General features: G+C 63.0%; 20 protein-coding genes. 7 read left to right on the forward strand and 13 right to left on the reverse strand.

The window, feature by feature from the left end; translation table 11 throughout:
- Positions 1-43: 43 nt before the first annotated feature.
- The 5 genes from M4J39_RS09920 to M4J39_RS09940 all read right to left on the reverse strand — a co-directional run bounded on the left by M4J39_RS09920 (position 44) and on the right by M4J39_RS09940 (position 6,164).
- Positions 44-1,066, reverse strand: coding sequence for a LacI family DNA-binding transcriptional regulator (locus M4J39_RS09920; RefSeq protein ID WP_251727974.1), 1,023 nt, complete (start codon positions 1,064-1,066; stop codon positions 44-46).
- 328 nt (positions 1,067-1,394) lie between these two features.
- Positions 1,395-2,858 (reverse strand): FGGY family carbohydrate kinase, encoded by a 1,464-nt coding sequence (locus M4J39_RS09925; RefSeq protein WP_251727686.1) that lies wholly within the window; start codon positions 2,856-2,858, stop codon positions 1,395-1,397.
- Between the two features lie 2 nt (positions 2,859-2,860).
- Entirely contained in the window at positions 2,861-3,817 is a 957-nt protein-coding gene (locus M4J39_RS09930; RefSeq protein WP_251727687.1) for a transketolase family protein, read from the reverse strand.
- The gene (locus M4J39_RS09935; RefSeq protein ID WP_251727688.1) at positions 3,817-4,665 is read right to left on the reverse strand and encodes a transketolase; all 849 of its coding nucleotides are present in this window, start codon (positions 4,663-4,665) and stop codon (positions 3,817-3,819) included. The genes M4J39_RS09930 and M4J39_RS09935 overlap by 1 nt, the downstream gene beginning before the upstream one ends.
- A 32-nt stretch (positions 4,666-4,697) precedes the next feature.
- The gene (locus M4J39_RS09940; protein WP_251727689.1) at positions 4,698-6,164 is read right to left on the reverse strand and encodes an L-fucose/L-arabinose isomerase family protein; all 1,467 of its coding nucleotides are present in this window, start codon (positions 6,162-6,164) and stop codon (positions 4,698-4,700) included.
- Between the two features lie 343 nt (positions 6,165-6,507).
- On the opposite strand from M4J39_RS09940, the gene M4J39_RS09945 reads away from it, so the two are divergent.
- The 5 genes from M4J39_RS09945 (at position 6,508) to M4J39_RS09965 (ending at position 12,074) form a co-directional block, all read left to right on the forward strand.
- Positions 6,508-7,251 carry a DeoR/GlpR family DNA-binding transcription regulator gene (locus M4J39_RS09945; RefSeq protein ID WP_251727690.1) on the forward strand — a complete coding sequence of 248 codons (744 nt, stop codon included), beginning with the start codon at positions 6,508-6,510 and terminating at the stop codon, positions 7,249-7,251.
- Between the two features lie 406 nt (positions 7,252-7,657).
- Positions 7,658-8,383, forward strand: a complete 726-nt coding sequence (locus M4J39_RS09950) for a DUF2291 domain-containing protein (RefSeq protein WP_251727691.1) — start codon at positions 7,658-7,660, stop codon at positions 8,381-8,383.
- A complete protein-coding gene (locus M4J39_RS09955) occupies positions 8,380-9,945 on the forward strand; it encodes a sugar ABC transporter ATP-binding protein (protein ID WP_251727692.1) in 1,566 nt (521 codons plus the stop codon). Before M4J39_RS09950 ends, M4J39_RS09955 begins: the two co-directional genes overlap by 4 nt.
- A 2-nt stretch (positions 9,946-9,947) precedes the next feature.
- Positions 9,948-11,000 (forward strand): ABC transporter permease, encoded by a 1,053-nt coding sequence (locus M4J39_RS09960; RefSeq protein ID WP_251727693.1) that lies wholly within the window; start codon positions 9,948-9,950, stop codon positions 10,998-11,000.
- Positions 11,001-11,126: 126 nt separating this feature from the next.
- Positions 11,127-12,074 carry a D-ribose ABC transporter substrate-binding protein gene (locus tag M4J39_RS09965; protein ID WP_251727694.1) on the forward strand — a complete coding sequence of 316 codons (948 nt, stop codon included), beginning with the start codon at positions 11,127-11,129 and terminating at the stop codon, positions 12,072-12,074.
- 135 nt (positions 12,075-12,209) lie between these two features.
- On the opposite strand, the gene M4J39_RS09970 is transcribed toward M4J39_RS09965, so the two are convergent.
- From M4J39_RS09970 to M4J39_RS10005, 8 genes are all read right to left on the reverse strand, one after another.
- On the reverse strand, positions 12,210-13,019 hold the full coding sequence (locus tag M4J39_RS09970; RefSeq protein WP_251727695.1) for an ABC transporter ATP-binding protein: 810 nt from the start codon (positions 13,017-13,019) through the stop codon (positions 12,210-12,212).
- A complete protein-coding gene (locus M4J39_RS09975) occupies positions 13,016-14,044 on the reverse strand; it encodes an ABC transporter ATP-binding protein (RefSeq protein ID WP_251727696.1) in 1,029 nt (342 codons plus the stop codon). Before M4J39_RS09975 ends, M4J39_RS09970 begins: the two co-directional genes overlap by 4 nt.
- A gap of 4 nt (positions 14,045-14,048) precedes the next feature.
- Entirely contained in the window at positions 14,049-14,906 is an 858-nt protein-coding gene (locus M4J39_RS09980) for an ABC transporter permease (protein WP_251727697.1), read from the reverse strand.
- A 5-nt stretch (positions 14,907-14,911) separates the two neighbouring features.
- Complete coding sequence (locus tag M4J39_RS09985) at positions 14,912-15,904, reverse strand: ABC transporter permease (protein ID WP_254004873.1); 993 nt, start codon at positions 15,902-15,904, stop codon at positions 14,912-14,914.
- 145 nt (positions 15,905-16,049) lie between these two features.
- Positions 16,050-17,942, reverse strand: a complete 1,893-nt coding sequence (locus M4J39_RS09990) for an ABC transporter substrate-binding protein (protein ID WP_251727699.1) — start codon at positions 17,940-17,942, stop codon at positions 16,050-16,052.
- A complete protein-coding gene (locus M4J39_RS09995) occupies positions 17,939-18,076 on the reverse strand; it encodes a hypothetical protein (protein WP_251727700.1) in 138 nt (45 codons plus the stop codon). The genes M4J39_RS09990 and M4J39_RS09995 overlap by 4 nt, the downstream gene beginning before the upstream one ends.
- A gap of 39 nt (positions 18,077-18,115) precedes the next feature.
- Positions 18,116-19,624, reverse strand: a complete 1,509-nt coding sequence (locus M4J39_RS10000) for an alpha-N-arabinofuranosidase (RefSeq protein ID WP_251727701.1) — start codon at positions 19,622-19,624, stop codon at positions 18,116-18,118.
- A 248-nt stretch (positions 19,625-19,872) separates the two neighbouring features.
- Positions 19,873-20,805 (reverse strand): transcriptional regulator, encoded by a 933-nt coding sequence (locus tag M4J39_RS10005; RefSeq protein WP_251727702.1) that lies wholly within the window; start codon positions 20,803-20,805, stop codon positions 19,873-19,875.
- A gap of 282 nt (positions 20,806-21,087) precedes the next feature.
- Between M4J39_RS10005 and M4J39_RS10010 the strand changes: the two genes are divergently transcribed.
- Positions 21,088-21,909, forward strand: a complete 822-nt coding sequence (locus tag M4J39_RS10010) for a pyridoxal phosphatase (RefSeq protein WP_251727703.1) — start codon at positions 21,088-21,090, stop codon at positions 21,907-21,909.
- Positions 21,910-22,173: 264 nt separating this feature from the next.
- Positions 22,174-23,811 (forward strand): ABC transporter substrate-binding protein, encoded by a 1,638-nt coding sequence (locus M4J39_RS10015; RefSeq protein WP_251727704.1) that lies wholly within the window; start codon positions 22,174-22,176, stop codon positions 23,809-23,811.
- Positions 23,812-23,850: the final 39 nt, after the last annotated feature.

Raw genomic sequence — 23,850 nt, forward strand, 5'->3', positions numbered from 1 at the left:
CTCTCCTCCAAAGCGGGTTCCTCTTCCCGCGAAATCCATGGCTTCAGGCCGAAGTTTCCAAACCTCGACAGGACTGGCGGACTACCAGTGAGCACGGCAGCTTGCGGATGCCCGACTGCACCTCTCTACCCTCCGACATGGCCAGAATGAGCCGGCCGGCTTCCCGGCCGAGTGTCCTGAGGTTCATGTCCACCGTCGTCAGCGGCGGCCGCGTCTGGGCCGCCACGATCTCCCAGTTGTCGAAGCCGACCACGGCCACATCTTCCGGCACCCTGACGCCGCGTTCGCGCAGGCCGTCGACCACGCCGCGTGCGATCTGGTCGTTGCCGCAGAAGATGCCGTCCGGCTTCTCTCCGCCGCGGTCCCAGAGCTGCGCCACCGCCTCGTGTCCCCAGGCTTCGGCCCAGATGCCATGGAGGACCTCCGGTGGTCCGTCGATTGCGGTACGATAGGCATCGGCGCGTTCGCGCACCGACTGGAACGTCTTGGGGCCGGTCACGTGAACGATCCTCTGACAACCGGCGTCGATCAGGCATCGGGCGGCCAGTCGGGCGCCCTGTTCGTCGTCGGACCGGAGCGTCACGCCATCGGCCGCTCCCTTGGTAAAGGCATAGACCACCGGCACCGAAAGGCCGGAAAGGTCGACGGGCAACTGCCGGTCGAGGCGCTTGCCCGACGCGATGATCCCGTCGACGCTCTTGTCGAGCATGGCGTCGACATGAACGCGCGCCCGCTCCGGATCGTCCTCGATGGCGCACAGGAAGACCGATACGCCATGTCCCACCAGCTCCTCGGATATGCCGGCCATCACCGGCAGGGTGAAGCGGCCGTAGGTGTCGTTGGTCAGAAGGCCGATGGTGAAGCTGCGCTTGGTGATCAGACCCCGCGCCAACGCATTGGGTCGGAAGCCGACCTCCAGCGCTACCTTCTTCACCCGCTCCCGCGTCTCGACGCTCATCCGGCCGCTGCCGTTGAGCGCCTTGGAAGCGGTCGAGATCGATACGTCCGCCAGCGCCGCCACGGTGTGGATCGTGACCCGCCCGCGCTTGCCACCGGTGACGCTCAGTTTCTCCTCCCTCGTTCGTTGTCGATGAGAAAACCTTTTCTCTTAGACCAAGTCAATATGAGAAAACATTTTCTCACGGCGCGAAGGTTTTCTGATGCTCGGTGAGCCGTCGCGGCGCCATGTTATTGGCGATACAGGTTTTTACTCATTCGTTTTGAACCTGTGCCGACGGTGTGATGGCGAGCAGGGAGCCGGCAGCTAGACTAAAAGCTGACGCTCTGCACCTGCTCTGACCCTCTTGGTCGGGCAGGAGGGGACGAAAAAAGGCGGCGGGGCGATCCAGTGGAGTCGCCCCGCCGCTCGATTGAAATCCTACCTGTGCCGTTCGTCAGGCGAGAAGATGGCCGACCGCCTTGCGCCAGCCGGCAAGGTGCGCCTCGCGGACGTCCTCCGGCATGGCCGGCGTGAACAGCATCTGTCCTTCGTCATTGCCCATCATCGCAAGTCCAAGGCCATGGAAAGCCACCGAGGCGGCGCCGAGGGCGCTCACCTCCGGGAACTTGCCACGACGAAGCGGTCGGTCGAGAATGTCGGCCTGGAACTGCATCAGGAAGTCGTTGCGCGATGCGCCGCCGTCGACCGACAGACCGGAGAGCGGAGCGCCGATGTCGGCCTCCATCGCCGTGAACACATCCGCCACCTGGAAAGCCACCGCTTCGATCGCGGCCCTGGCAAGGTGAGCCGGCTTTGTACCGAGCGCGAGCCCGTAGATCTCGCCGCGAACGTCGTTGCGCCAATACGGGGCGCCGAGCCCGACCAGAGCCGGTATGAAGGTGACGCCGTTGCTGGACGGCACCGTCATGGCAAGGTCGGCAAGCGCGCCAGCGTCCTTCAGGCCGAGGAGTGACGACATGAAGGCGGCCGTCTGGCCGGAGACCGAGATGTTGCCCTCAAGGGCATGCCAAACCCGGCCGCCGAGGCTCCAGGCAATGGTGCCCGACAGACCGTGACGCGAGCGAACGCGCTTCGGCACCAGCGACATTAGCGACGTGCCAGTGCCATAGGTCGCCTTGACGGTGCCCGGTTCGCGCACGCCATGGCCAAACAGCGCTGCGTGCGAGTCACCCATCATACCGTGGACGGGAATGCCGGCCGGAAGGTTCGTCGCGTGGGCCGACGTTTCGCTAAAGCGGCTGTCCGAGGATTTCACGTCGGCCAGCATGGCCTTCGGCACGCCGAACAACTCGCAGAGCTCGTCGCTCCATGCGAGCGTCTCGGTGTCGAAGAGCTGGGTGCGGCTGGCATTGGAGTGATCGGTCGCATGAACCGCGCCGCCGGTGAAGTTCCACAACAGCCAACTGTCGATGGTACCGGCGCGGATGGCGCCCGTCGCCGCGCGAGCACGGCCGTCGGGAATGCGGTCGAGTATCCAGCCTATCTTGCTGGCGGGGAACAGCGGGTTGACGCCGAGGCCGGTGCGGGCCTCGACGAAATCACCATGGCCGGCGGCAATCAGAGCCTCGCAGGCCGAAGCGGTGCGGCGGCACTGCCAGATGATGCAAGGCGCAAGCGGTTTGCCTGTGGCAGCATCCCAGACCACGATCGATTCGCGCTGATTGGAGACGGCGACGGCAACCACGTCTCCGGACCGAGAATGCGTAGCCAGCTCATCGACAACGGCCCTGACCGCTGCCCAGATGGCCTCGGCCGATTGCTCGGCCCAGCCCGGCTGCGGATAGTCGACCGTCATCGGCCGGGACGCGGAGGCGATGACCGCTCCCGACCGGTCGACGAGCAAGGCCTTTGTGTTGGTGGTTCCCTGGTCGATGGCCAGGACGAGAGCGTTGTCCATCGTCATTCCTTGCGGCTGATCGCCTTTCGCGCCGCCGCGGCAATACCGGCCGCGGTGAGGCCAAAGTGATCGAACAGGAAGTCCACGGTACCCGTGGGCACGAAGCCGGGGAAGCCGACCAATTCCATCGGCACCGGTCGACGGAGGGCGAGCGTCTCAGCTACGGCACCGCCAAGGCCACCGCGAACGCTGGCTTCCTCGACCGTGACGACGGCACCTGTTCCGGCGGCATCGACGATCGCCTCGATGTCGAGCGGGTTCATCCACGCCATGTTGACGACGCGCGCCGACACGCCGCCCTCGGCCAGCACCTCGGCCGCCCGAAGCGCCTTGTGCAGCATGACGCCGTTGGCGAGGATCGCGACGTCGGTGCCCTCACGCATCACTTCCGCCTTGCCCGGCTCGATGCGATCGATCTTGTGCTCGAGCGCGGGCACCGGATAGCGGCTGACGCGGATGAACACCGGGCCTTCGTAGGCCGCCGCGAAGCGAATGGCCTGTTCGGTTTCCCAAGGATCGGACGGCACGATGGTGACGAGGTTGGCAAGCGGCCTCAGCCAGGCGAGGTCCTCGATCGAGTGGTGGGTCGGCCCAAGTTCGCCATAGCCGATGCCGGGCGACTGGCCGCACAGCTTGACGTTGGTGTTGGAGTAGGCGACGTCGGCCTTCACCTGTTCGAGCGCCCGCCCGGTCAGGAAGCAGGAGGCGCAGGAGACGAAGGGAATGCGCCCGCCGTTGGCAAGGCCGGCGCCGACGCCGACCATGTTCTGCTCGGCGATGCCGACGTTGACGAGCCGCTCGGGCCAGCGCTTCTTGAAGCCGCCGAGCTTGGAGGAGCCGACGCTGTCGTTGACAACGGCGACCACCCTGTCGTCGGCCTCGGCCAGCGCTTCCAGCGTCTTCGAAAAGGCATCGCGGCAGTCGTAGAGGCCTTCGTTGGTCTTGGTAGCGGCCGACATCAGATGAGCTCCTTCATCGCCTGGGCGAACTGTTCGTCCGTGGGGACGCCGTGGTGCCAGGAGACGTTGTCTTCCATGAAGGACACGCCCTTGCCCTTGATGGTGTTGGCGATGACGCAAAGCGGCTTGTCGCGGCTCTCCGGATCGGCGCCGAGCACGTCGAGCAGGGCGGCATGATCGTGGCCGTCGATCATCTCGACATGGAAGCCGAAGGCCCGCCACTTGTCGTCGAGCGGGTCGAGAGAGTTGGTCGCTTCGGTGCGGTCGCCCTGCTGCAGGCGATTGCGGTCGACGATGACGGTGAGCCGGTTGAGCTTGCGGTGGCCGGCGGCCATGGCCGCTTCCCAGTTGGAGCCTTCCTGCAGCTCTCCATCGCCGGTGAGCACGAAGGTGCGGTAGTCCTTGGCCGTGAGTTTGCCGGCGATGGCGATGCCGACGGCGACCGGCAGGCCGTGCCCGAGCGGACCGGTATTGGTTTCGATGCCCGGCAGGTAATTGCGGTTGGGGTGGCCGTTCAACTTCGAAAGCGGCTGCATGTAGGTCTTGAGTTGGGCTTCGGGAAAGAAGCCCGCCTGGGCCAGCACCGAGTAGAAGGCGCCGGTGCAATGTCCCTTGCTCATGATGAAGCGGTCGCGGTCCGGATGGCGCGGCTCGTTGGGGTCGTAGCGCATGACGCCGAAGTAGAGCGTCGCCAGGATGTCGGCCGCCGAGAAGTCGCCGCCGGGATGGCCGAGCTGAGCCTCGTGGACCATCGTGAAGGCACTGCGACGGATATTGAGTGCCTTGGCGCGGACCATGTCGATCCTGTCGGCGCCGGAGACCGGCGCCGAGGCGGTTGAAAGGGACATGTCGTGTTCTCCGGGTTGCGGCCGGCTGGCCGTCAACAGAAAGCCTTGAGGCCGAGCGTCGGCGCGGCCTCGCCGTTGTGATGGTAGATGGGCAGCTTCATGTAGCGGCTGACCGCTTCCTCGACGATGCCGGCCACCTGGCCGCGCACCATGGCGACGTGATGCTCGAAACCGTTCTGCGTCACCACTTTCAGAAGCTGGCGCAGCTTCTCGACCTGGATCACGGCGATGCCGCCATCCATGCCGTAGGGGTCGTCGGTGAACTGGCCGTCGCCGACATAGGCCTTGATGGTGGCGTTGAGATCGTCGGAGGAGAAGCGCAGGAAGCTCATCGGCCCTGCCTTGACCTTGCCCTTGACGGCGCCGAAGCACTTGTCACGGCCAATGGTCTCGCCGAGCACGTCGAGCTCGCCGATGTTGGGCGTGTCGCCGAAGAAGCTCTTCGGATAGTTGCCGCAGTGGGTGCCGACGCACTTGTCGGGGTCGTAGCCGTAGTTGTTGTTCCAGTCGAGGATGGCGGCCGGCTGGCCGGCGGCGAGCGTCAGCGCGTACATGGAGAGCGTGCCGAGCACGTCCACCTCGCAGGCGCTGGGCATCAGCTTCTCGCCCATCATGCTCATGGAAAGGCAGGTGGCGCAGCCGTAGTTGTCCTGCAACGACCGCCAGCACTGGATGGCCGAAGCGTCGCAGTCGTTCTCGCCCATCCATTCGTCGATGGCGATGCCCCACTTGGCCTGCTTCAGAACCTGCTCGGGACGGATATGGGCGTCGATCTTGCCGTAGCCGCCGATGGCCGCGAGCTTGTCCTTCACGCTGGCGGCGCTGTCGTCGATCGCCTTGGCGCGTCCGATGATCTCGGAGAGGTCGACCGGCACCACGGTGACGCCCATCGCCTGAAGCAGCTTCTCGGAGTAGCGCATGGTCTGGAACGGCGCCGTGCGGGCGCCGATGGCGCCGATGCGGGCGTGGCTGAGGCCGCGCACTGTGCGGCAGACGCGGGCGAAGGTATCGAGATCCTTGCCGAACTCCTCGCCGTCGAGATCCGAGGTGTGGCTGGTCGTCTCGGTAAAGGGGACGCCATAATTGTAGAAGTTGTTGGCGACCGAGATCTTGCCGCAGAAGGCGTCGCGGCGGCTCTTGACGTCGACCTTGTCGAACTCGTCGTTGCAGGCCTGCAGGAGGATCGGCACGCCGAGGCTGGCGGCCATGACCATCTCGATGATGGCGATCTCGTCGCCGAAGTTGGCAAGCGATATGACGAGCCCGTCGATCTCGCCTTTGTGGGCGGCGAAGAAGCGACCATAGAGCTTGGCGTCATCGCGCGACTGCACGGCGCCGTTCACCGTGGCGTCCACCGGCGGCATCAGCGTGCGGATGCCGAGGCGCGCCGCCTGCGCTTCCAGATCGTTGCGCGCCTTGATGCAGGGGGCTCCGTTGAAGAACTGGCGGCTGCCAACCACCAGGCCGAGGGTCACTTCGCGCTTGAACTTGTCCGTCATTCCATCCTCCCGTCGACGATGTTTGCGCCGACATGAATTCAGTTTTCGATTTTTATCGCTTTCTTTCGTTTGATGATGTTTTTTAGGGGGCGTTTTGTCAATAGGATTTTTGCCCGCTCCCTATGCCCGGAGCGCCGTCGGCGTTGCCCTTGCTCGGCCGGACGGCAAAAAGTCTTGGCCGCCGGCCGGAAATCGGAGCTATAAGGAACGCAAGAAAGCGAAGGTCTCCATGGTGACAGAAGCATCGAATGGTAGCGGAACGGACGCAGGTGCGTCTGGCAAACGCGGCGGAGCCGCGGCGGAAACGCCCGCTTTCACCGGACTTCTGGCCGAACCCCGGCGCATGAAGATTCTCGAATGGCTGCAGGAGGAAGGCAGCGCCCGCGTGCGCGAGCTGTCGCAGGCTTTCAAGGTGTCCGAAGCCACCATCAGGCAGGATCTGGAGCGGCTGGAGCAGGACGGCCACATTCTGCGCGAGCATGGCGGCGCCTATCTCAAGACCGTGCAACAGCAGGTCGGCACCATGTCGCTGCAGCACATCGAGAACATGGATCGCAAGCGGAAGATCGGCGCCAAGGCGGCCTCGCTGGTGAAGAACAACGAGACGATCATTCTCGATGCCGGCTCCACCACCACCGAGATCGCCCAACGCCTGACGACCCGCGAAAATCTGACGGTCATCACCAACGCGCTCAACATCGCCATCATTCTCGGCGCCGTTCCAGGTTATGCCGTGCATATGCCTGGCGGCCAGTTCAAGGCGCCGACGCTGTCGCTCTCGGGTGACAAGTCGGTCGAGTACTTCCGCAACATCTTCGCTTCGAAGCTGTTTCTCGCCACCGCCGGCGTCTCGATCGACGCAGGCCTCACCTACCCAAGCTTTGCCGATTTGCAGCTCAAGGAGGCGATGATCAAGGCCGCCGCCCACGTCTATCTCGTGGCCGATTCGTCCAAGATCAATCGCACCTCCTTCACGCGTCTCGGCAATCTCGACGTGATCCATTCCTTCGTGACCGACGACGGCATCGCCGATAGCGACGCCAAGGAGTTCGAGCGCCGAGGCATCGAGCTGATCGTCGCTACCTGATTTCGCGCTCCAGCGAACTGGATTTTCGCCGGGCGGCGTCACTCTCGCCTGGGCATTGCGCTGCGTCATCACGATGTTGTTGGCGGCCTCCTTGTCATGTCGAGGCTTGACTGCTCGCCGTTGGCGAGTTTCGGGCGGTTTGCTACCTTTCGAATATTATCGACTTTTGTCTAGTAGCGCCCGATTCCGTGATCGTTGGTGTTGCGAAAGGCGCCTCCTGATCCGGGAAGCGGTTCAGCCTTGATGCGAAGTCGCGGAAATCGGCGGAAAATATCGTCAAGCTTATGCCGTGGCACCAAATGGCGCCTTGCTGGCACGAATGATCCGTTGACAAACGATAGAAAACGAAAATAATCGAAACATCAGGTTCGGGACGGAGATCCCCGCGACCCCAGGGAGGATGAGCATGCCAGATCATGCTGCGTCGCGTCGGCCTTCTGCCGGCACGGCCGACAACCAGTCGTTTGCCGCTCGTCGCGGCCAGAGCGGCATCGTGCTTTCAAGGCGTCTCATAGTTGCCGGTGTGCTGGCGGTGGCGTTGGCCGGCTGCAAGATCCTGCCGATCCAGAGCGAGTCCGAGGCGGCCCAGCAGAAGTTCAACGGCGTCGACTACGTGACCAAGCTTTGGGATGGCGAGGTCGTGCCGGTCGTCCGCGACAAGGCGTTTCCGATCGAGACGGTGATCGCCGCCATCGAGGGCGGTCTCGACAAGGCGGGTCAGGAGTTCGGCCACCGCCCCGCGGAAGAGGGCAGTCCTTGGAGCTTCGTCGTCAAGGGAACGGCGGTGATCAAGGAAAAGAACACCGCCTCGCGGGCCGGCACCGTGTTGATCGACGTTGCGACCGCGAAGGGGCCGGTGCCGGTCACCATCCAGATCGGTCCGGTGATCAAGGGCAACTCGCTGCGCGACGCCATGCCCTTCATCAACTTCCAGAATTTCACCAATCAGCTTGAGTTCGCCGAGGTTGGCCGCGCTTTCAATGGCCGCGTCGCCGCCGATCTCAAGCCGGTCGTCGATGCGCTGGCCCCTGGCCAGACGATCGCCTACTCCGGCACCTTCTCGCTCAACTCGGCCACCGACAAGGTCCTGCTGACTCCGGTTCTGATCGGTCCGGCGGGAGGCGGAGAATGAGCGCGCTGGAACGGTCCGACGCGCCGGAGATCATTCTTCGCGCCGAGAAGATGACCCGCGTCTTCCCCGGTACCGTTGCCTTGGAAGATGTCGATTTCGACGTCTACGAGCGGTCGGTCAATGTGCTGATCGGCGAGAACGGCGCCGGCAAGTCGACGCTGATGCGTATCCTCGCCGGCGTCGATCAGGCGACCTCCGGCCGCATCGTGATGGGCGGCGAGGAAGTGCGGTTCTCCTCCGTGCTCGACGCGGCAAAGAAGGGCATCGGCATCGTCTTCCAGGAGCTCAATCTCTGCCCCAACCTCACGGTCACCGAGAACATTTTCCTCGGGCGCGACATGACCATGGGCGGTGTTCACATCGACATGCCCCGCCAGCGCGAGCGCGCCAGGGAGTTGCTCGCCCGGCTCGAACACGACATCGACCCGGATACGCTGGTCGACGATCTCAGGATTGGCGAGCAGCAGATCGTGGAGATCGCCAAGGCGCTGGCCGACGATGCCCGCGTGCTGATCATGGACGAGCCGACGTCGGCGCTGTCGGCCTCCGAGGTTGAGGTGCTATTCCGTGTTATCGCCGAACTGAAGAAGTCGGGCGTCGCCATCATCTACATCTCGCATCGTCTCGAGGAGCTCGTCCGCATCGGCGACTATTTCACGGTTCTGCGCGACGGCCATTTCCAGGCGAGCGCCCCCAAGGGCGAGGCGACCATTCCCTGGATCATCCGCCAGATGCTCGGCACGTCGGAGTTCGCCAAGCGCCAGCAGCGCGAGGTGAAGGTGGGCGAGCCCGTGCTTTCGGTCCGGAACCTGAAGCTGCCGCGCGTCGGTGGCGGTTACCTCGTTGATGACGTCGGCGTCGACTTCCGGGCCGGCGAGATCGTCGGCATCTACGGTCTGCTGGGTGCCGGCCGCTCCGAGCTGTTCGAAAGCCTGTTCGGCCTCAGGGCCGACGCGCGTGGCACGGTCACCATCAACGGCAAGTCGATCGACCAGTTGCCGGTATCCAAGCGCATTGCCGCCGGCCTCTTCCTGGTGCCGGAGGATCGGCAGCGTGACGGACTGGTACAGAATCTCACCGTCGGTAAGAATCTGTCGCTCGCCAGTCTCGCCAAGGTCACCAAGCTCTTCACCGTGCAAAACGGAGCCGAACGCAAGGCGATCGACGCTCTTTTCCGCTCGCTGCGCATCAAGGCGCCGTCGCCGGAAACGCCCATCACCTCCCTGTCCGGTGGCAACCAGCAGAAGGTGGTCATCGGCAAGAGCCTGATGACCGAACCGAGGGTGCTCCTCCTCGACGAACCCACCCGCGGTATCGATATCGGCGCCAAGGAAGAGGTGTTCCGCACCATGCGCGAACTGGCCGATCAAGGCCTCGCGGTGGTGTTCGCCACGTCCGACCTCAAGGAGGTCCACGCCGTTTCCGATCGCGTGCTGGTGATGTCGCAGGGGCGGATCACCGCCGACCTGCCCGATCACGAGGCGACCGACGAAGTCATCGTTCGCGCGTCCACCAAGGGACACGCCGCCCCCGCTCACGACCACCCGGTTCAGGACCAGTGACCATGACCAACACAGTTGCAACACCGGCGGCCGAAGCGCCCAAGGGACAGTCCACGCTGCTCCTGCTGCTCCTGAAGCTCAGGACATTCATCGCGTTGATCGCCGTCGTCGTCTTCTTCAGTCTGATGGCGCCGAACTTCGTCACCGTCGCCAACGCCGTAATCGTGTCCAAGCATGTGGCGATCAATGCCTTCCTGGCCATCGGCATGACCTTCGTCATCCTGACCGGCGGTATCGACCTCTCCGTCGGCGCCATCGTCGGTCTGGTCGGCATGGTCGCCGGTGCGTTGGTCCTCTACGGCATCCCTCTCGAGATGTTCGGCGTGGTGATCTATCCCAACGTCTGGGAGGTGATCGGCATCGCGCTCCTGGTCGGCACCTTCGTCGGCTTGATCAACGGTCTCCTGATCACCCGAATGCAGGTGGCGCCGTTCATCGCCACGCTCGGCATGCTCTATGTGGCCCGTGGTACGGCGCTTCTTATGTCGGGCGGCTCCACCTTCCCGAATCTGATCGGCAAGCCCGAGTTCGGCAACCAGGGCTTCCCGGCATTGGGTTCCGGCACCATCCTCGGCATTCCCCTGTCGATCTGGCTGCTGCTGGTCGTCGCCTGCATTGCCGCCTACGTCGCCACCAAGACGCCCTTCGGTCGGCAGATCTATGCCGTGGGTGGCAATGAGCGCGCCGCCACGCTCAGCGGCGTCAGCGTCAACCGCGTCAAGCTCGCCGTCTACATGATCTCGGGCTTCTGCGCCGCCATCGCCGGCCTCGTGGTCGCTTCCCAGCTGGTCGCCTCGCATCCGGCCTCCGGCGAGACCTTCGAAATGAATGCCATCGCGGCGGCGGTGCTCGGCGGTACCTCGTTGTCGGGCGGTCGCGGCACCATCGGTGGCACCATCGTCGGCGCCTTTGTCATCGGCGTGCTCTCGGACGGCCTAGTCATGATGGGCGTCTCGGAGTTTTGGCAGATGGTCATCAAGGGCGTCGTCATCGTCGGCGCGGTCATCCTCGACCAGATGCAGCGCCGCATCGCCCGCAACGCCCGGCTCGGCTGAGATCCGGGTTGAGATTTCGGCGCCGGCCGAAGCCCCGGCCGGCGCCAATGACTGCGGCCGTCGACACCCGACGTGAACCGCGCCCCGCTGAGAGGTGTGCAGCGGACTTTAGTGGAGGAGAAAGACATGTCGCTTCGCAATACTCTGAGGACGGTTTCCCTCGGCCTGTTGGCCGGTATCGCCCTGACCGCCTCGGCGCTGGCCGCCGACGGCAAGCTGATCGTCATCATCACCCCGAGCCACGACAACCCCTTCTTCAAGCAGGAAGCGGTGGGCGCCCAGGCCAAGGCCAAGGAGCTCGGCTACGAGGCGGCGATCTACAGCCATGACGACGACGCCAACAAGCAGAACGACCTGATCGACTCGGCCATTGCCCAGAAGGCCGCCGCGATCATCCTCGACAACGCCGGTGCCGACGCCACCGTCGCCGCCGTGCAGAAGGCCAAGGACGCCGGCGTGCCGTCGTTCCTGATCGATCGCGAGATCAACGCCACCGGCATCGCCGTCGCCCAGATCGTTTCCAACAATTATCAGGGCGCCACCCTGGTCGCCGAAAGCTTCGTCGAAGCCATGGGCGAGAAGGGTAACTTCGTCGAGCTGGTCGGCAAGGAGTCCGACACCAACGCCGGCGTGCGGTCCAAGGGCTTCCATGACGTGATCGACCAGTATCCCGACATGAAGATGGTTGCCCAGCAGAGCGCCAACTGGAGCCAGACCGAAGCCTTCTCAAAGATGGAATCGATCCTCCAGGCCAATCCGGACATCCAGGGCGTGATCTCCGGCAACGACACCATGGCCATGGGCGCCATGGCCGCTCTCGAGGCCGCTGGCCGCAAGGACGTTCTGGTTGCCGGTTTCGACGGCTCCAACGACGTGCGCGACGCCATCCTCGCCGGCAAGATCCACGCGACCGGCCTGCAGCCGGCCTTCCGCCAGGCTCAGTATGCCGTCGAACTGGCCGACAAGTACCTCAAGGAAGGCTCCACCGGCCAGCCGGAGAAGATCTCCATGGACTGCGTGCTGATCACCAAGGAGAATGCCGCCAAGCTCGACAACTTCGCGCTCAAGGACTGATCTCAGGGCGAGGGAACGTGCCTCGGCGGGACTGCCGCCGAGGCTTTTTGAAGGCACGAACGAAACAGGCAGGCGTCGAGTGGCGCCTGCCTGTTTTGTGTCGGTCGTCCGGCAAGGATGGATGGCGAGAACGGCTCACGCGAAATCGGGCGTCAGCACGGCATTCTTTAGGTCGATCGAATAGGGGTGCTGGGGGTTGTCCAGCACCGCTCTTGCATTGCCTCGCTCCACCACCTCGCCCTTCTTCATGATGATGATGCGGTCGGAAATGTAGTAGGCGGTGGCGAGATCGTGGGTGATGTAGATGATCGACAGGCCCAGCCGGTCGCGCAGAGCGCCGAACAGGTTGACGATCGACATCCTGAGCGAGGCGTCGACCATCGACACCGGCTCGTCGGCAACCAGCAGGCGCGGATCGGGAATCAGCGCCCTGGCGATGGCGGTGCGCTGCAATTGTCCGCCGGAGAGTTCATGCGGAAAGCGCCCCCGAACTTCGGCCAGCGTCAGCCCCACCTCGACCAGGGCTCGGTCGACGCGCTCTTCGATCTCCTGGCGGCTCGGCTTGCCCTTCGCCATCATGAAGTTGGCGGCGGTGGCGAAGAGGTAGCGATCGACTCGCTTCAACGGATTGAAGGCCTCGAACGGGTTTTGCAGCACCGGCTGCACCTTGGCCATGAATGCACGGCGAGCGGCGCTGCTGCGGATGCTGGCGACGTCGATGCCGTCAAACATAACCCGGCCGCGCGTCGGCAGTTGCTGGCCGAGCACCATGGCCGCCAGGGTCGACTTGCCGGACCCGGACTCGCCGACCACCGAGAGGATTTCCGGCCGCTCTGCCTCGATCTGCAACGAGATGTCCTTCACCGCCTCGACGGAGCGGCGGGACAGGAGCCCGCCTTGCAGGAACGTCTTGCTGACGTGATCGATGTCGAGGATGAGACTCATGGCGTCGCTCCCGTGACAGCGAAGCAGGCGACGCGATGACGCGGCGTAAGGTTGGTCATCGTTGGCACTTCCCTGGAGCAGATATCCATGGCCAGCGGGCACCGGGGGTGGAAGCGGCAGCCGGACGGGGGATCTGCAAGGCTTGGTGGGCGGCCGGGCAGCGACGCCCGCCGTGTGGTGTCGCCGATCTTCGGCAGCGAGGCGACCAGATGCTGGGTGTAGGGGTGGCGAGCGCCACGGAACAGCGTCGGCGTGTCGGCTTCCTCGACGAGGCGACCGGCGTAGACGATACCGACCCGGTCCGACACCGTCGCATGCACGCTCATGTCGTGCGTCACGAACAGGAAGGACGATCCGAGATCGCGCTGGATGTCGCGCAGCATGGCGAGGACATCACGCTGGACGATGACGTCGAGCGCCGTCGTCGGCTCGTCGGCGACGATGAACTCCGGCGTGCAGACGGTGGCGAGCGCGATGGTGGTTCGCTGGCGCATGCCACCTGACAGCTGATGCGGATAGCTGTCGAGCACGCCGGGGTCGAGGTCTAGTCTCCTGAGATGATCCCGGACCTTGTCCCAGAAGGTGGCGCGATCGAGGCCCATGTGGGCGAAGGCAAAGTCGTAGAACGAATGCTTGATCCGGCGCACCGGGTTCAGCACGTTCATCGACCCTTGCATGATGTAGGACAGATGCCGCCAGCGGATGGCCTGAAGCTTGTCCGGCTTCATGTCGTAAATGTCGTAGCTCTGTCCGCTGAAGTTGAAGCGAACGGTTCCGTCCACCACATGCAGCGGTGGCCGGATGGCACCGACGATCGTCTTGATCAGCGACGTCTTGCCGGAAGAGGACTCGCCGGCGACGCCATAGATCTCTCCCTTGGCGACGGTGAGACTGATGTCGTCCACCGCGCGGATGTCGCGATCGATGCCGAAGGCCTTGGTGGTGTAGTAGGCCTTCAGCCTGTCGACCACCAGCGTCGGCTGGGTCGCCGCTTCGGGGGCGTGGAGAAGCGCTTCGGTTTGCATCGGCTCAGCTCCCCATCCGGTTCAGACGACTGCGTGGATCGATGTACTCGTTCATCGACATGGAGAGCAGGAACAGTCCGATGAACAGGACGATGATGGCGACCACCGGCGCCGCCACCCACCACCAGATGCCGGAAATCAGGGCCGAATGGGAGTTGGCCCAATAGATGATCTGGCCCATGGTCGGCGTATCGACGTCGGTGAAGCCGAGCACGGACAGCGTGATCTCCATGCCGATCGACCAGATCATGTTGTTCATGGTGGTCGCGAAGACGATTGGCATCACGTAAGGCAGGTGCTCCTCGACCAGGATCTTGCGCATGCTCATGCCCGAATAGACGCTTTGCGTGGTGAAGGGGCGCGTCCGGAGACTCATGGCGATCGATCGGATCAGGCGGGCGTCGTAGGACCATCCGAGCGCCGACAGGATCAGCACCAGCATCAGCCAGTTCATCTCGTCCTTCAGCACGAAGTAGAACAGCACCAGGATGGGGAAATGCGGGATGACCATGATCGAGTCGTTGATCGCCATCAGCACGCGATCGACTCGACCGCCGGCATAACCGGCGGTAAGCCCGACCACCAGCGACAGGATGCGCGACAGGAAGGCGACGGCCAGACCGAAGGCGAAGGTGTTCCTGAGGGCGATCACCAACTGCCAGAAGTTGTCCTGGCCGCGCGAGGTGGTGCCGAACCAGAACTCGGCATCCGGCGGCATGTCCGGCGGCACCACGTAGATGTCGGCGGCCGGGTAGGGCGAGAAGAAGGAGAGAATGACGGCGCCGATCAGCAGCAGCAGGATTGCGAGGCCGATGGCAAACTCGATGTTGTAGCGGATGAGGTCGCGGATGATTGTGAACATGGCCATCACTCCGCCTTGATGCGCGGGTCGAGCAGCGGGCTGAGGATGTCGATCAGAAACACCGCGATTGCGACGCCGATGATCGAGAGCGAGGCGAGGCCGAGCACCAGGCTGTAGTCGCCCGCGTGCACCGCGTTGATCAGCAGTGTGCCGATGCCGGGGTACCCGAACACGATCTCGGTGATCACCGTGCCGTTGAAGATGGCGCCGAGCGACATGGCGAGACCGGTGAGTTGCGGGACGATGGCGTTGCGCACCACGTAGGAGCGCAGGATGCGCGTCGAACCGACGCCACCAAGTTCAGCAAAGGTCACGTAGTCTTCGGTGACGATGTTGGAGGTCAATGCCCGCATGCCCGTCAGCCAGGATCCGGCGCCCACCAGCACCAGCGCCATCGCCGGAAGGATCGAGTGGCGGACGATGTCGAGCACAAGGGTGAAGGACAGCGTCAGATCGGCGTTCATCTCGTAGCCGCCGGTGATCGGTAGCACGGGCCAGACGAACCCGAACAGGATCAGGAGGATGAAGGCCAGCACGTAGTAGGGGATCGGCTGCAGGCCGATCAGACCCAGGCTGAGGATCTTCAGGATCCGGCTCTTGCGATAGTAGCCGGCAAGCGCGCCAAGCGTGTTGCCGAGCAGGAACGAGATCAGCGTTGCCGAAATCATCAGCCCAACGGTCCACGGTAGGGCACGGAAGATGATCTGCGACACCGGCGTTGGGAAGGCCGACAGCGACGGACCGAAGTCGCCACGGATGAGGCGGGACCAGAAGGTGACATACTGCTCGAAGAGGTTGCCTTGGAGCCCATAGAGCTCGGTCAGCGTCTTCCGCATGAGGTCGATCGCTTCCGGATCCGACTTGCCGAAATTGGTGATCGCCGTAATCGATTCGGCGACCGGATCGACCGGCGTCATGTGACTGATGAAGAATGTCGCGGAAATCCCCAGGAAGACGACCAGCAACAGTTGGCCGAACCGGCGCGCGACGAAGATCATGTAGGCTGCCACGGGATCCCTAGCTCCGCTTTTACCGCCGGCATCGCCGGCGATCCGTCCGAGGTAGCCCGCGCGGGCCGAAGTCCGCGCGGGCCGTCAAGAAGGAGGACACGCCCAGGAGGAGAGAGGGGCGTGCCCGCCGCCGTCAGGGCTGCGCCGGCCGGAGCTTGACCATCATGAGGCGCGAGTTGCCCCAGTTCGGAACCGGATCGGTGTAGGGATCATCCGGGAACGTCGGGTAACCGGTCCAGTAGGTGGTGTCCATCGAGGCGAACACGTTGTAGGACATCATCGGAATGGTGGGCATTTCCTTCACCACCAGCTTCAGATAGTCCATGCCATAGTCCACGCCCTTGGGATCGTCGAAGCTGATCCCGCGGATGCCCTCGATGATCTTGTCGAGTTCCGGGCTCGACCAGCGCTGCCAGTTGCGAGCCGGCTGGACCTCTCCAGGCTTGGCCACGAAGCTGGAGTGCCAGCTGTCCAGGAAGAACGACATGTCGGCGTCGCCACCCCAGGTCTCGACGCTCCAGGCGATGGCGGCATCGAAGTCGCCGGCCTGCATCGGCTGCCACGGGTTGGTCGTCGGCTGCGCCTTGGCGTCGATGCCGAACTGCTTCCATTGCTGGGTGATCAGCGTGCCCGCACGGGTGAACACCGAGCGCGAGTCGCCTTCGACGGTCAGGCGAATCCGGAAGGGCTGGCCGTCCGGCTGAAGCCATTGATTGCCGGACTTCTTGAAGCCAGCTCTCTCGAGCAGCTCGCCGGCCGCCTTCGGATTTGGCTTCCACCAGCCGTAGCCGAACTGGTTGTCGATCGCCGTCTGATCGGTCGGGATCTGGTCCTTGAACTTCGGCTGCTTGCGCAGCATGTCGGCGATCTGCGAGGGGATCGTCGGATCATAGGGCTTGATCTTGCTCTTGCCCGTGTCGAGTTCGAAGTTCTTCAGCCATTCCTGCATTGGCGCCTGGTAGGTCGGCATCGCAACGCCGGTCGGCGGCACGCCGATGGCCGACAGGGTCGCCGCGCCGCGGTAGCTCGCGAGGTCGATGGCCTTGATGTCCATCAGCAGGGCGAGGGCCCAGCGAACGTCGGCATTGTCGAATGGCGCCTTCTGCGTATTGAAGATCACGGCCGGCAGGGTCGGATCGGGATGCGCATAGGGGAAACCCTTGAACCAGGTGGCCAGCGACTTCGACTGTTCGACCAACGTGAACATGCCTTCCGGCGTGTTGTCGTGGATGATGTCGAGTTCGTGCTTCAGCTGGGCAATGGTCTTCTTGTCCGGAGGGCCACCGTCCACATAGGCGGCGTATTTCGGACCGGGTTCGCCGATGAGGCCGAGCGGCGTCCGCTGCCAGTCCTCACGCTTCTCCCAGATGTACCACTTGCCCTGCGGGTCGTAGTTCTTGAGCTTGTAGGCGCTGATCGAGATCGGGTTGGCGAAGTCGAACTTCAGCGGGTCCTCGACCTTCTCGAACACGTGCTTGGGCATGATCCAGATGGCGTTCCAGCGCACCGTGAACAGGGCGTGGAAGCGCGAGTTCGGCTTCTTCAGCTTGAAGACGACGGTGTAGGGATCGGTCGCCTTGATGCTGTCGACGCTGACGGCGAGCAGCGGGCTCCACACCATGCCCGGATGGTCGATCTGCGTCTGTACGGTGTAGACGACGTCATCGGCGGTGAACTCGACGCCGTCGCTCCAGTACATACCCTTGCGCAGCTTCACCGTCATCTCGGAGAAGTCGTCATTGTAGATCGGCTTTTCCGAGGCCAGAGAATTGTACCACGGACCGTCGATGCCCTGGTCCGGGTCGATGTACCAGAGGGTATCCATCGTCAGCTGCTGCAGGCCGGTCGAAAGACCGCCGCCGCCGTTCACCCAAATGTTGAACCAGCCCGGGTTCTTGACGGTACCCTCCGGGTTTTCGATGATCACGGTCTCCTTGCGCGGCAGGTTGGATATATCCTGCGCCTGAGCCGTGCTGGCCAGAACCGCGAGTGCGGCGCCGGCAAGGAACGTTCTCCAAAGTTTCATGCGGTAAGTCCTCCCTCAAGAATGCCCACGTTGAACGGTGCGTCGCCAAAGCGGCGAACCATGTCCTCCAGACCAGCGGGATTGGGGTCCTCCTTCTGCTCGCCGCCGGGCACGCGGCCGCGTCGGCATGACATCGGAACCGGCCGCCGTTCCTCCGAAGGCGGCCGGTTGGTTCAAATCGATAGACGGATGACGTTGTAGGACAGCGGCGGCAGCTTGCTGCGGAGCGCGCCATCCTGGACGAGCGTTCCTCTAGCCGTTTTCGGGACAACGTTGTCCGGGTTGGCAGCCGAGTTGACGGCCTTGAGGTCGGGATGGGTCATCTGGATGTGCTCGACGACGCGCGCGGCCGGGAAGCCATGGAGCGCGGAGGTGAAATCGAGCGTTTCGGTAAGGTGACGGTTCACCACGAAGAAAGTCAGGGCGTCGCCCTCGTTCGCGCGGACCACCGACACGTCGAGATAGGGGATGTCGCTTCCGACGTCCGCAGTGTAGGTCGGCCCGTCGACGATGGCGCGCAGCGAGGTGCCGCGACCGTAGAGAGAGGCAAACAGGAACGGGTAGTAGATGGTCTGCTTCCAGGCCGGTCCGCCTGTCTCGGTCATGATCGGGGCGATGACGTTGACCAGCTGGGCGATGCAGGCGATCTTCACGCGATCGGCGCGACGAATGAACGTGTTGAGCACGCTGCCGACCTGCAGCACGTCCTCGAAATTGTAGATGTCCTCCAGAAGATGGGGGGCATCGGGCCAATCGTCTCCCTCGAGGATCTTCTTGTCTTGCTCGTTGCTGTGATACCAGACGTTCCACTCGTCGAATGAAATGGTGACGTTCTTCTTGGAACGCTTCTTCGCCTTGATGTAGTCTATGACGCCGGAAACCGACTGAATATACCTGTCGAGCGTCTCTGTCTGGGCGAGGTAATTCAGCGTGTTGTTCTCTTTGTTGGCGAAGTACATGTGCAAAGAGAGGTGGTCGATCGTATCATAGGTGTGATCGAGAACGGTCGCCTCCCAATCCGGGAAGGTCGGCATGTTGGAACTGGAGGAGCCGCAGACGACCAGTTCCACCGACTTGTCGAACAGGCGCATCGCCTTGGCGGTCTCGTTGGCGAGCTTGCCGTATTCGTCGGCCGACTTGTGACCGACCTGCCAGGGGCCGTCCATCTCGTTGCCGATGCACCAGAGCTTGACGTTGTGCGGGTCTTTCCAGCCGTGCTGCCGACGCAGGTCGCTCCAGTAGGACCCACCGGGATGGTTGCAGTACTCAATGAAGTTGCGGGCCGCGTCGAGGCCGCGTGAGCCGAGATTGACGGCCAGCATCGGCTTGGTGCCGGCCTTCTTGCACCAGTCGACGAACTCGTTGACGCCGATATGGTTGTTGTCGCGAGTGCGCCAGGCAAGGTCGAGGCGGGTGGGGCGGCTTTCCCTCGGACCGACGCCGTCTTCCCAGTTGTAGGCCGAAACGAAGTTGCCTCCCGGATATCGCACATAAGGCGTCCTGATGGCGCGCACGAGGTCCAGCACGTCGCCACGGAAGCCGTCGGCATCGGCCGTCGGATGTCCTGGCTCGTAGATGCCGGTGTAGATGGCGCGCCCCAAGTGCTCCAGGAAGGAGCTGTAGACACGGTCGTCGACCTGGGAAATCGTGAAATCCCGGTGGATGGTCACATTCGCTTTCACGTCGGCCCTCATACCCGCTGTAGTTTATATTATGTTTTATGATACATAACGGGTAGTATGTTTCGGACCTGAGAGGTTGTCAATTGGCCTATGGCCGCTCGCGACCAAAGGCTGAAAATGGTTCAAGAAGGCAACAGGGGCGTGTATTTCGTAGATGGGAGAAAGAATATATAAGATAGATCGGCGGACTTCAGCCTGTGCTCCGTGCCGGTCTTTCGGAAAATTAATAAACGTGAAGGTAGAGTAGCCTACTTCTCGGACCTATACAGGCGCATGACGATATCCTGGTCGTAATTTCCAAAGCCGCGACCGAATATGTTTATGCCGCCCGGATGCTTTGCCTCGTCGGAAATGCCAATCCGCATGCGGATGGAATGGTGGTTGTCGAGGTCGAGGTCGGCCAATTTCACATCGGAAATCCTGATACCGTCTATGAACGTCCCGCGTTCCGAGATCGTCCAGGTCTTGAGCTTGCCGTATTGGGAACCCTCGAGCTTCCACCAGCGCGGTGTGTATACGCCGCGCTTGTCGCCATAGTCGCCGGGCGATGTCCACGTGCCGACCAGGGTGTTGTTGACCCAGAGCGTGATGTCGGACGGCCAGTCGGCGTTGGTGCCCGGCACTTCCGACGACAGTTCCATCGAGAATTCGACGGCGCTGATCTCCTCGTTCAAGACTTTGGCATTGTTTGGAAATTTATACTCGACATAGCCTCGGCCGAACCAGATCAGCCCAGCCTGCATGCGGTTGGGGTCGAGAAAGAAGTTCGGCACGTCGAGCAGGCCGATGACGCCGTCGTTCGAGCAGAGACCGCAAGGCGCACGCACGTCGCAGCTGGTGTAAAGGCCGATCGGCATCGACACCTCGATCGTCTCGTCGCGCGGCAACTCTCCCGGATCATCAAACCTGATAACGATCTCGTCGTAGCGCGCCGAGCAGATCTTCTGGTGTCCCTTCTTGGCCTTTACCGTCTTGGTGTCGATCAGCTCCGCTTCCTCGAGCGCTTGTACCGACATGGCGACGGTCGACTGCGGCAATGACAGCTCGGCACTGATTTCATTGACATTCATCGGTCCCTTGCCATGCAGGAGGCGCAGGATGTCGAGCCGGGTCGGCGAGGCTATCCCCTTGAGCGTGGCGTGGCTGTCGGCGGCGTGCAGCGTAAGGAAGTTTCTGTTCAAGGGGAGTACTCGGAAGCAGGGTCTGTTATTTCATATCATCAATCTTGATAGAGTCTATCGCAAATCACCGCGTGCGATGGTCCGTTGGTCGCGGTCCGGTCGGGCGGCAAGTTCCTCCGGCTGGTGGCGCGACTACGGATCGACAGGATAGGCTGGGTCCGCTAGAGGACCCCTCGGTCAGGCTGAGCCGGTCTGCTCGGCGAACACTCCAGGTCGGCTGGGGACTGCCGAGAGAGCGCCCACAGAGGCGCGGCTTGCGCCTTGGCGTTGCGGGAGAAAGACATGCCCTATCGGATGATCGCCCTCGATCTCGACGGCACACTCCTCGATCCGGAAGGGCGCATCCGTCCGAGCACGATCGCCGCGCTTGGGGCCGCCAAGAAACAGGGGCTTGAGGTGGTGTTGGTCACCGGTCGACATCACTCGGTGACTCGCCCTTATTTTGAGGAGCTGAGGCTCTCCGGGCCGGCCATCTGCTGCAACGGCACCTATGTCTACGATTTTCCAACCGAGCGCGTGGTGAGCGGCGAGCCATTCGATCTCGCCGACGCGCGACGCCTCGTCGCATCCTGCCGCCAGCACCACGTCGATATGCTGGTCTATCTGGACGACGTTATGCTCTACGAGGTGCCGACGCCGCATCTTCAGAAGCTCGGCGCCTGGATCGACGGTCTGTCGACCCGCCCAAAGCCGGAGCTGCGACGGATTGAGTCGGTGGAGGCGGTGCTCGATGCAGCTCCCAATGTCTGGAAGTTCGTGGTCACCCACTCGGATGCCGACCGACTGGCCAACTGGTATGCGGAAGCCGAGGCCGTGCCGGCTTACGGCATCGAGTACTCCTGGCACGACCGCATTGATGTGATGCCGGCAGGACGCAGCAAGGGCAACCGTCTGGTCTCCTGGGCCGCCGAGCGTGGGGTCGGTGCGGACGACATCGTCGCCTTTGGCGACAATTTCAACGACCTCGCCATGCTCACCGGTGTCGGTCTCGGCATAGCAATGGGAAACGCTCCTGACGCGGTCAAGGCGAAGGCGGCCGAGGTGATCGGCGGCAATGACACCGACGCCATCGCCGAGCGCATCGAAAGCCTGCTTCGCGCCTGAAACGGGTTGCATCGGCGTTGGGCATGCCTGCCTATTGACCATCTTGTGGTGGATGGTTACGACTTTCCCTTCAGAAACAAGGCCTCCCGTCGCTGGTCGAGGCTTGTCGTTCGCCCCGCTGATCGAGTGGGGCGAGCGTTCGTACGCTGCCATTGGCGGGGTATGCTATGAAGGCGACGGCTCCGCGACTGCTTGCGAGCGGCACCGAGCGACCAAGGTGGAGAAACCACCGGTATATATGAAAAGGGGAATATCGAGATGAACATGCCAATCCTGGGAAAGCATCTGAGATATCTGTCGGCGGGCGCCGCGGTGGCCGTCTTCTTTGCATTGAGCGGACCGTCTTTTGCCGCCACGCCGGCTGACACGCTGGTCGAGGGCTTCGCCATCGACGACATCATCAGCCTGGACCCCGGCGAAGCCTTCGAGCTTTCCACCGCCGAGGTCACTGGTAACTCCTACTCTCTGCTCGTCCGGCTCGATCTGGACGACACGACCCAGGTCAAGGCCGATATCGCCGACAGCTGGACCGTCTCCGACGATGGCCTCACCTACACGTTCAAGCTCAAGCCCGAGCTGAAGTTTGCCTCCGGCAACCCGATCACCGCCGATGATGTCGTCTTTTCGGTCGAACGGCTGATCAAGATGGACAAGAGCCCCGCCTTCCTGTTCGGGCAGTTTGGCCTTACGGGCGACAACGTGACCGAGAAGGTCAAGGCGATCGATCCGCTCACCGTCAGCTTCACCGTCGACAAACCCTATGCCACGTCCTTCGTGCTCAATGTCCTGACCTCGACCGCCGGCGCGGTGCTCGACAAGAAGCTGGTCATGGAGCACGCCAAGGCGGTAACGCCGTCCGACGAGTACAAGTGGGACACCGATTTCGGCAACGATTGGCTGAAGACCAACTCGGCCGGGTCCGGGCCGTTCAAGGTCGTCACCTGGAAGGCCAACGAAGCCGTCGTTCTCGAGCGTAACGACGAGTATTTCGGTGAAGCCGCCAAGATGAAGCGGGTGATCTATCGGCATATGAAGGAAAGTGCCGGCCAGCGCCTCGCGCTTGAGAACGGCGACATCGACGTCGCCCGCAACCTTGAGCCGGGTGATTTCGAAGCGGCCACCGCCAATCCCGATCTCGCCACGATTTCAGCCCCGAAGGGCACGGTCTACTACATCTCTCTCAATCAGAAGAACCCCAACCTCTCCAAGCCCGAGGTGATCGAGGCCTTCAAGTATCTGGTGGACTACGACGCCATCGGCGCCACCCTGATCAAGGGAATCGGCGAGATTCACCAGTCCTTCCTGCCGAAGGGGCAACTGGGCTCCATCGACGACAAGCCCTACACGTTCGATGTTGTCAAGGCCAAGGATCTGCTCGCCAAGGCCGGCCTCGCTGATGGCTTCACCGTCTCGATGGACACCCGCAACACGCAGCCGGTGACCGGCATAGCGGAGAACTTCCAGCAGACCCTGGCGCAGGCCGGCGTCAAGCTGGAAATCATCCCCGGCGATGGCAAGCAGACCCTCACCAAATATCGCGCCCGTCAGCACGACATGTATATCGGCCAGTGGGGCTCGGACTATTTCGATCCCAACTCCAACGCCGAGACCTTCACGGCCAATCCTGACAACTCAGATGAAGGCAAGGTGAAGACGCTGGCCTGGCGCAACGCCTGGGATCCCAAGGACCTCGATGCCGAAACCAAGGCGGCTTTGCTCGAAAAGGATTCGGCCAAGCGTGCCGCCATGTACCAGGACCTGCAGCGCAAGGTGCTCGAGAGCGGGCCGTTCGTCGTGATCTATCAGCAGATCGAGGTGGCCGCCTACTCGTCCAAGCTGAAAGGCTTCAAGCTCGGTCCGTCCTACGACACGAACCTGGTCGCTCCCATCTCCAAGGAATGATTGGCGGGCTCCGCCTCCCCGAGGGAGGCGGAGCGTCCT

The organism is Pleomorphomonas sp. NRK KF1, from assembly GCF_023721755.1.
Taxonomy (GTDB): Bacteria; Pseudomonadota; Alphaproteobacteria; order Rhizobiales; family Pleomorphomonadaceae; genus Pleomorphomonas.

Bases quoted from the DNA above. Each gene is read 5' to 3' on its own strand.
- M4J39_RS09925 (WP_251727686.1), bottom strand. From the start codon at position 2,858: ATGGACAACGCTCTCGTCCTGGCCATCGACCAGGGAACCACCAACACA.
- M4J39_RS09930 (WP_251727687.1), bottom strand. From the start codon at position 3,817: ATGTCGGCCGCTACCAAGACCAACGAAGGCCTCTACGACTGCCGCGAT.
- M4J39_RS09935 (WP_251727688.1), bottom strand. From the start codon at position 4,665: ATGTCCCTTTCAACCGCCTCGGCGCCGGTCTCCGGCGCCGACAGGATC.
- M4J39_RS09940 (WP_251727689.1), bottom strand. From the start codon at position 6,164: ATGACGGACAAGTTCAAGCGCGAAGTGACCCTCGGCCTGGTGGTTGGC.
- M4J39_RS09945 (WP_251727690.1), top strand. From the start codon at position 6,508: ATGAAGATTCTCGAATGGCTGCAGGAGGAAGGCAGCGCCCGCGTGCGC.
- M4J39_RS09950 (WP_251727691.1), top strand. From the start codon at position 7,658: ATGCCAGATCATGCTGCGTCGCGTCGGCCTTCTGCCGGCACGGCCGAC.
- M4J39_RS09955 (WP_251727692.1), top strand. From the start codon at position 8,380: ATGAGCGCGCTGGAACGGTCCGACGCGCCGGAGATCATTCTTCGCGCC.
- M4J39_RS09960 (WP_251727693.1), top strand. From the start codon at position 9,948: ATGACCAACACAGTTGCAACACCGGCGGCCGAAGCGCCCAAGGGACAG.
- M4J39_RS09965 (WP_251727694.1), top strand. From the start codon at position 11,127: ATGTCGCTTCGCAATACTCTGAGGACGGTTTCCCTCGGCCTGTTGGCC.
- M4J39_RS09970 (WP_251727695.1), bottom strand. From the start codon at position 13,019: ATGAGTCTCATCCTCGACATCGATCACGTCAGCAAGACGTTCCTGCAA.
- M4J39_RS09975 (WP_251727696.1), bottom strand. From the start codon at position 14,044: ATGCAAACCGAAGCGCTTCTCCACGCCCCCGAAGCGGCGACCCAGCCG.
- M4J39_RS09980 (WP_251727697.1), bottom strand. From the start codon at position 14,906: ATGTTCACAATCATCCGCGACCTCATCCGCTACAACATCGAGTTTGCC.
- M4J39_RS09985 (WP_254004873.1), bottom strand. From the start codon at position 15,904: ATGATCTTCGTCGCGCGCCGGTTCGGCCAACTGTTGCTGGTCGTCTTC.
- M4J39_RS09990 (WP_251727699.1), bottom strand. From the start codon at position 17,942: ATGAAACTTTGGAGAACGTTCCTTGCCGGCGCCGCACTCGCGGTTCTG.
- M4J39_RS09995 (WP_251727700.1), bottom strand. From the start codon at position 18,076: ATGTCATGCCGACGCGGCCGCGTGCCCGGCGGCGAGCAGAAGGAGGAC.
- M4J39_RS10010 (WP_251727703.1), top strand. From the start codon at position 21,088: ATGCCCTATCGGATGATCGCCCTCGATCTCGACGGCACACTCCTCGAT.
- M4J39_RS10015 (WP_251727704.1), top strand. From the start codon at position 22,174: ATGCCAATCCTGGGAAAGCATCTGAGATATCTGTCGGCGGGCGCCGCG.